The following is a 7,723-nucleotide window of genomic DNA, read 5'->3' on the forward strand; positions in this document are numbered from 1 at the left end:
CATATGTATATCAATATGTCGATGATATCGACACAATACAATTATATGTCGAAATTATCAATTTTTATCGACATATATTGAATTTAGTTATAAAGTCAAATCTTGGAGTTTTCTACCAAATCCATCGTCCGCTACCAACTTCAAAAAATCATCCTGCAATCTCAAAGTTCTCAACACATTAAAATATGCACCAATACTAACACTTGTTACCCTTTTCTATCTGATATAAAGTTTTTCTATCTATCCCAGCCAGTTCAGATACTTGAATAGTGGTGAGCTTTCTTCGTTTAAAGTATCAGGAAGTAAGGAATATACGGTAGCGTTTAACGGAAACATCGAAACCTTCTTGTTTGATTCTACTTCAGAAAGAGAGATTAAATTGTATGATTTAAAGACCGATAATAAAATCTTGATTTCGGGTAAAAGCGATTGTCAAGGTAAATTAGAAGATACCGTTTTACTGACTGATAAGGCCATGCTCTACCCCACCTTTTCATCGAACAACATATACATGGTAAACGAGGAGCCGGGTACCGAGGTATTCGTTTACAACCAGTCCGGAAAGCTTTTATTACACAAAAAGACAGAAAGCCTAAAAAGCAAATCTATTGACCTTACCGGTTATGCTTCAGGTCTTTATATCGTGCATTTAAGATCAAAAGGGACAACCGAAACTTTTAAAGTAATAAAAAAATGAAGCTTTTTCACAAGAAATCCACGGTTTTAATGCTAGTCCTTTTTGGATTGTTGGCCGCTTGTACAAAATTGCCCCCTTCAGAAGGTGAAACGGCAAAAACCCCACTAGAGGAAGAACCTAAATCACCTGAAAAAGCCGACGTGTTAGTTCCTGTCAATGGTGATACCTGTTCTGAGTTTGAGAACATAGAGAACGAACCTGAAAAAGCATTGGTATTTTTTAGCTGGTCACTGGCGGCCCACACCGAGAATTACCTTTTGGAGGTTTTTGAATCCGATACTTTAGTTAAAAGTATTACAGTTGATAGAACAGATACCAAGGTGCTTCTTGATAAAGGAAAATTATATGTTTGGACCGTAACATCAAAAAATACAGTAGGGGAAATGAAAAGTGACACCTTTTCTTTTACCACGCCCGGGACACCGATAGGGAATTTTGTGCCTTATACCGCTCAAATAACCGTGGATTTTGATACGACCAATTCAGAGATGACCATTTCATGGGTGGGCAACGATGAAGATGGAGACACCTTATCATACGACCTTATTGTTAAAGAAGATGAAGAAACCATAGTGGAACAATCGGATATTACGGAATCAGCATTCGGACCTATTGCAACTATTCCCGGTAAGAATTATTTGATTGAAGTCGTTAGTTTTGACTCCTACGGTAATTATTCTACGGCCAGGTATAGCGAAGCTGCACCAAACTAATAAATATCACCAAAAATTAGTTTCATTTTCTGAAACAGAGTATTTAAACTCCAAATCTTACCGAAAAACATTTCGCGTGGATCCCGTCCGGTTTTTTTAGTTCCGGCAGATAAGCGTGAAGCTACAAATACTGTTCCAAAAGTACTGCTAAAAAATTTGATTAAAGCGTGGTTTTCTTTCGTCTTAATTGTTATTCAGCAATTATTAAATGAGTTTTATTCTTTCAAAATTATCATTTTGACACACTCGGTCAATTTATTGAAGGTCCTAGTCAGTTAAAGTACATTTATTCTCGCTAGTTTTGATTCGTACAATAGTAGTAGACCAATAATAATGATAAATATTTTAACTATGCTTAAAGAAAAAAACCTTAAACTAATGAAATTAGCTGCCTTAACCCTATTATTTACCATGGTTCAAGGTTGTGGTGAAAATGGGGATAAATCTGAGAAAAAAGAAGATCCAATAGCAGCACTTTCTCCCGACGAAAAAGAAGAATCTCATAGTCACGATAATATAACGCATTCAAACCCTAGTAAAAGAATAGTAAAGCCAGAGGAGGCTCGACAATTATGGATATTTCCAGAGAGCGCAGACAAACTTGGGTCTGGAGGACTGCTACAAATTTATATGGATCCTGAAAGTCACCCCGATGCTTCTTCAGGTTTTTCAAAATACGAGTTGGGTGTAGGTGGAGCCTTGCCAGAACACAAGCATAATAAAACGGAAGAGATTGCTTATTTTCTTTCAGGAACGGGTATCGTAATAAGTTATGAGAACGATGAGCGAAAAGAAACAGTTGTTAAAGAAGGCTACGTATGGTATACGGCACCGGGAGAATGGCATTCGTTCCAGAATACGGGTAATGAACCATTAAAACTGGTATTTGCCACTGTTCCAAATGCCAAACATGGGTTGTTGGATTTTTTCAAAAAAGTAGGGGTAGCGCCGGGAAAAGAACCGTCTAATGCCATGAGTGCAGAGGAATTCGCCAAATTGGCATCTGACAACGACCTGATTTTAAAACCTGCAGAAATCGATTAGCAATCCGTTTGCTATACACTACTCTGAAAGAGCACCTAAATGAACACCTATTTAAAAAAGAGACATTTGATCAATTTAGTAAGATAAATGGTCGATTATTGCCCGAGATGTCTTTAATAGGCTCATTCTCTTAAAAAAACTGTACTTTACAAAGGATAAAAAATTTACATAAAAATAATGGGTAACGGTTACGACATCGCAAAAAGCACCCCTACGTTCAGAAAAATTGAAGTGTCGTCACTAATGTTTTCGGAGTATCGATGTATGCAGGAGAAATCTATATTCACTACTTGGAACCATCTAAATTATTTTATTTATGTGCTAGAGGGTAAAAAGAAATGGCGAACGCTAGAGCATAGCTATATGGTGAATGCCAATGAGGTGCTTTTTGTGAAGAAGGGAGCAAATATTATTGAAAAGTATTTTGACTCGGATTTTTGCGCCATGGTAATCTTTATTCCCGATTCTTATGTCAGGGATTTTATGTCACAAAAACCTGAAATAGGTGCCAATCAAAAAAGTACTTTTCAAAGTGATAGTGCCATTCCTCTGAAAATGGATAGAACGTTAAGTACCTATTTTACTTCAATGTTAGATTATTTTTTTAATCAAGAAATGCCTTCAAAGTATTTGATGGAAATTAAATTCCAAGAATTATTAGTCAATATTCTTTCACTGCCTTATAACCCTGAAATCGGGAGCTATTTCAAACAGATTGCCCAAGAAGTTAAACCATCGGTTAAGAACATAATGGAATCCAATTTTATTTACAATTTATCCCTAGAAGAATTTGCTAGACTTTCGCACAGAAGCTTAAGTACTTTTAATCGGGACTTTTATAGTGTTTATGGAACATCACCAGGGAAATGGCTTACTAAAAAAAGGCTTCTCCATGCGAAACGATTATTGGAGAATACCAATCAAAAAGTATATGAGGTAGCTTTCGATAGTGGTTTTGAAAGTCCTGCGCATTTTGCAAGAGTATTCAAAAACGAGAATGGTATTACCCCTTTAAAATTTCAAAAAGCGCAACTATCTGTTTGAGAGGTGTCATAAAAAAATTTCAGCCGTATTATGTATAGTCATGAAAACAAGGTAAATGAAACCCCTTCAAATCAATGGTTAGATTTAATAGACCAGCTTGGGCACCAGTTGTCTGCAAATGGAATTGCCCATGATCAGGCCGAGACTTTTGTAGCCGATAATTATCAGTTATTGAAAAAACAAGGATATCTAACTGCCATGATACCCAAAGAATTGGGAGGTGCCGGAGTTTCCTTTACCGATATGTGTGCCATATTGGTTAAAATAGGGCAGTATTGCCCTTCTACGGCATTAGCATTGTCCATGCACCAACACCTTCTTGCGGCCAATATCTGGAAATATAAACACCAAGGCACAGGTGAAGAATTCTTAAGAGAGGTAGTGGATAAAAACCTGGTGTTGGTCAGTACTGGTGCACGTGACTGGCTATCTTCCAATGGTACCATGATAAAAGCCGACAATGGTTACTGGGTTTCTGCAACAAAACAATTTGCGAGTCAATCTGCAATAGGAGATCTCTTGGTGACCAGCATACCTTATAATGATCCAGAAGAGGGATGGCAGGTACTACATTTTACAGTGTCTATGAAATCTGAGGGGCTAAAACTAATGGATGATTGGCAGACGTTGGGAATGCGTGGAACAGGTTCACAGACTGTGATTCTTGATAATGTATTTATTTCAGAAGACTCCATAGTGATGAAAAGAGCAAAAGGCGAATTCCCTCTGTTTTGGAATGTGGTATTAACCGTAGCATTGCCCTTAATAATGGCTCCGTATGTAGGGATTGCAAAAAAGGCTATGAAAATTACTTTAGAAAAATCAAAAGCGAAACAAACAAGACCAGTTGACACTACTTTCTTGCTTGGGGAAACTTATAATAGCCTAACGTTAGCCCAAGTGCTACATAAGGATATGATTGAAATAGCAAATAATTTAGCTTTTCAGGCTGACGAAAGAATAGGTGTTGAAATGTTGACTAGAAAGACATTGATAGCAAATGCTTGCACAGAAGTTGTCAATAAAGCAATGGAAACAGTAGGTGGACAAAGTTTTTATCGAATATTTGAGCTTGAGCGACTCCTCCGGGACATGCAAGCGGTTGGTTTTCATACATTACCTGAAAAAAAACAGCAGTATTTTACAGGAGAATTTTTGTTGAAATAACGAATTAGTGCCAACTATCATATAAAGAAAATAGTTTTTTAGAAAGGTGTCCCCAAAATCTTACCCAAAACTTTGCGCGTGGATCCTGTCCGGTTTTTGTAGTGTTCCGGCAGATAAGCGTTAAACAAAAACCGGATAGGGCGCACCCCTACTTTTGATTTGAAACGCTATCTTTTTTTCTGGCCCACCTCACGAAATCCTTGTAGACTATTGGATGGTCATTAAAATAGCTTCGTAATGTGTCCATTCCCGCCTCCTTGCCCATAATAAATGCAGCTTCCTTTTTATCTTCGAATTGGATAAAATAATAGCCAAGGTAACTGAAAGCGATAGTATTCATGCACAGGAAAATGTACAGCACAATCCCCTCCAATTTAGGCATTAATCTCGCTTTTTTGACAGTAGTTAGTATTTCCTGCGTTCGCTTCTCACTGGAATCCTCTTTTCTTTGTTGTAACCTTAAAAAGTCCTTTAGGTAAGCTTCTATCATACTTGAATCCGCCTGTACCTTTACATTATTAAGTTTTTTTGAAAGTTCCGTCAATTTATCCATGGAGGCGTTGAACCCCGATATTTCTTGAGTCAGCACTTCCATAATTTCATCCAATTTTGCCATAATCCTATATTTGCATTCCTAATCCGATCGATTTTTTGACGGCCAGTTTGATGGCCTTTTTCGCGATGTTCGCCGCCAAGTTCGGCGTTATTCCCACGGTCTTGCCCAGCACTTTTAAAGTATTGTACTTGGCTATTTTCTTTGTCGCACTCTTATCGAAGCCTATACGCTCCGCAATTCTGCCCATCGACATGGAACGGTGTACCTCGCTTCCTTTCAGGTTCTCTCCGTTGTAGGCAAAACGAAAGCCTTGAAGCCGGTTCTGTTTGTTGATGCTCGGGAGGACCTCGACATCCTTTTGTTCCATGTATTTGATGTATTGGTCAAAATCCTTCGGTCTCATTTCATTGATGACCTTTTCATGGAGCCGTTTGATCTCTGCCCTGATGTCCTTCACCTTGTCGAGTTTTTGTTGTTGTACCTCCCTGACCGTGGTCAACCCCATCTGCTTTGCCACCCTTTCGGCCACCTGTTGGCTCCGTTTCCCGATAAAGCTGTCCTTGTAGGCCTTGCCCTGAAAGTTGATGCGGTTCACGTACAGATGGATATGGACATGCGCCTTGTTCCGGTGTACAAAGGCAATGGCCTGGTTCTCCTGGAGCTTCATTTCCCTTACAAAGCGTTCGGTGATTTCATTGAGCCCTTCGTTCGTAAGTTCCTTTCCATCCTTAATGGTAGGACTCAAAACAAAACTCAAGGTATTTTTCCGGCAAAGGTGGTTCTGTTGTTGGATGATCTTAAACTCTTGGGTAATCTCCTTTGGGGTCTCCCCGGCCACATGCTGGCTACAAACGATCACAGGATTTTTCTCCTCGCTCAGTCCATAGCCCATGGAAGCCCCTGTATGCGATATGGATTTTCCCATGCCGATCATCTCCTAAAGTTTAAAAGGTGCTGTCGTATCTCGCTGGCAAGTTGGGTCACTTCCGCTGTCAATCTTGGGTTCCGTTTTTTGAACATATTCCCGATGAGCTTAAAATTGTTCTGGTACTTCAAGAGCATTTTGTAGGTTTCGATCTGTTCCTCTGAAAGTCGTTCGATGATCCGATCGTTAAAAGCGGCACGGCGACAATATTCACTGATGGAAAGTCCGCTCTTTTTGGCCTTGACCCTGAGCAGTTTCTTCTCATAGATGGAACATCTGAACTGTACGAACTCCTTTTTCACTTCCGGTATTTTTACTATTGTGGAAATAGATTCTATTAATTTTTATCCAACCAAGACGTTTTTTTAAATCATATATCAATGGCCAATTTATAACGTGTGGCCTTTTGTGACCATCGGGAACAAAAGCAAGATTTGTCATGACAATGACACATCTTGAATTCTTACTCATACGTAATTCATTGGGTAATGATTTCGATATCCGTTTTTCATCCTTTTATACTTCTTCTCTAATATTTTATTGACTAAAATCTCAAATCCTGTTCTTAAATAATGTTACTTATTTCTGGAAAGTTGTTTATCGAATTCCATTTCCAAATAGTCTTCCGATAGATTGGGTTCGCCCATTAGCCAGGCATCGATAACCTCCTTGTCAAAGAATTTTTGTCGGATGTGTTTGTTGCCGCCCATGGGAATCAATTTCAACTGGGTCAACTTATAGATCTTGCTTTTTGAGAACCCCGTATAGGCCACAAGGTCATCTACGTTCATTACTTTCTTTTGATGGGATAGTAGCCCCTTGATATCCCTTAAGAGATCTACCATGTCATTTTCTATTTCCATAATTCTCGCTTTAAAATAACCGCAATGCGGTCTACCCGTGTTACAAATGTTCGAAGCAAAGAAAGAAGATGCAAGCGCGTGAAAAGAAGAAAAAGGGGAAATCTACCCCATAAAATATTTAAATATCCCCCAAGAAATCGAAGAATGAATCTATCCGTCGTTCAAATTCATGATTGGGAGGAAACTCATTGTACTTTTTTGAAAGTATCTCGGCAGACATCAAGTTTCCTTTGTGGTAAATTTTTTGGGATCTCTCAAAGGATTTTAAGCTAATCCCCTTTTTAAGTTGTTTAAACTTATCGAGAATATATTTTAATTGCGGTTGGGTACAGTTAAAATGCAGCACCGAATCGTGGATGTCAAAATCGAGCACCATGACTTCATAAAAATTTTTGAAGCTCGTCAAGTTCTCGTCCAAGAGTTCATAGCGAATCAACGCGTTATAGATTTTTCTTAATATTCTTTCGTTGAAGTCCAGGTTCAGACCGACAAGTTTCATTCGTGAACTTCTATTTTGATACTTCACTTTCTTTTTATAAGCATCCGATACCAAAATAACAAAGACTAAAATAACGGAAAACCATATCGGAAGCAACGCCAACCATAGGATTTCATAGGTTTCATAAAGATCGAACGAAAAATAGACCATAAATATTCCAAAAAGAATAAGCCCAATAATCAGCCCATTATTTCCTCTTCTCATAAAGGCATTAA

The 7,723-nt window shown here is 38.4% G+C and carries 10 protein-coding genes; 5 read left to right on the top strand and 5 right to left on the bottom strand.

Going from position 1 to position 7,723, the window contains the following annotated elements; translation table 11 throughout:
- Positions 1-262: 262 nt before the first annotated feature.
- From BLS33_RS19695 to BLS33_RS19715, 5 genes are all read left to right on the top strand, one after another.
- On the top strand, positions 263-697 hold the full coding sequence (locus tag BLS33_RS19695) for a T9SS type A sorting domain-containing protein (protein WP_089893792.1): 435 nt from the start codon (positions 263-265) through the stop codon (positions 695-697).
- On the top strand, positions 694-1,410 hold the full coding sequence (locus tag BLS33_RS19700) for a hypothetical protein (RefSeq protein ID WP_089893795.1): 717 nt from the start codon (positions 694-696) through the stop codon (positions 1,408-1,410). Before BLS33_RS19695 ends, BLS33_RS19700 begins: the two co-directional genes overlap by 4 nt.
- Before the next feature lie 351 nt (positions 1,411-1,761).
- Positions 1,762-2,454: a cupin domain-containing protein gene (locus tag BLS33_RS19705; RefSeq protein WP_176801467.1), complete on the top strand. Its 693-nt coding sequence runs from the start codon at positions 1,762-1,764 to the stop codon at positions 2,452-2,454.
- Positions 2,455-2,631: 177 nt separating this feature from the next.
- Positions 2,632-3,498: a helix-turn-helix domain-containing protein gene (locus BLS33_RS19710; RefSeq protein WP_089893801.1), complete on the top strand. Its 867-nt coding sequence runs from the start codon at positions 2,632-2,634 to the stop codon at positions 3,496-3,498.
- Positions 3,499-3,528: 30 nt separating this feature from the next.
- Positions 3,529-4,665, top strand: a complete 1,137-nt coding sequence (locus BLS33_RS19715; protein WP_089893804.1) for an acyl-CoA dehydrogenase family protein — start codon at positions 3,529-3,531, stop codon at positions 4,663-4,665.
- A 148-nt stretch (positions 4,666-4,813) separates the two neighbouring features.
- On the opposite strand, the gene BLS33_RS19720 is transcribed toward BLS33_RS19715, so the two are convergent.
- The 5 genes from BLS33_RS19720 to BLS33_RS19740 form a co-directional block, all read right to left on the bottom strand.
- Positions 4,814-5,281, bottom strand: coding sequence for a DUF6730 family protein (locus tag BLS33_RS19720; protein WP_089893807.1), 468 nt, complete (start codon positions 5,279-5,281; stop codon positions 4,814-4,816).
- Between the two features lie 4 nt (positions 5,282-5,285).
- The gene (locus BLS33_RS19725; RefSeq protein ID WP_089893809.1) at positions 5,286-6,155 is read right to left on the bottom strand and encodes a relaxase/mobilization nuclease domain-containing protein; all 870 of its coding nucleotides are present in this window, start codon (positions 6,153-6,155) and stop codon (positions 5,286-5,288) included.
- On the bottom strand, positions 6,152-6,448 hold the full coding sequence (mbpA, locus tag BLS33_RS19730; RefSeq protein ID WP_089893813.1) for a mobilization protein MbpA: 297 nt from the start codon (positions 6,446-6,448) through the stop codon (positions 6,152-6,154). Before mbpA ends, BLS33_RS19725 begins: the two co-directional genes overlap by 4 nt.
- 273 nt (positions 6,449-6,721) lie before the next feature.
- Positions 6,722-7,009, bottom strand: coding sequence for a helix-turn-helix transcriptional regulator (locus BLS33_RS19735; protein WP_089893817.1), 288 nt, complete (start codon positions 7,007-7,009; stop codon positions 6,722-6,724).
- 118 nt (positions 7,010-7,127) lie between these two features.
- The coding region (locus BLS33_RS19740; RefSeq protein WP_218129622.1) for a hypothetical protein at positions 7,128-7,723 on the bottom strand (596 nt) is incomplete at its 5' end.

Origin of the sequence: Kriegella aquimaris (genome assembly GCF_900103215.1) — a bacterium.
Classification (GTDB): Bacteria; Bacteroidota; Bacteroidia; order Flavobacteriales; family Flavobacteriaceae; genus Kriegella; species Kriegella aquimaris.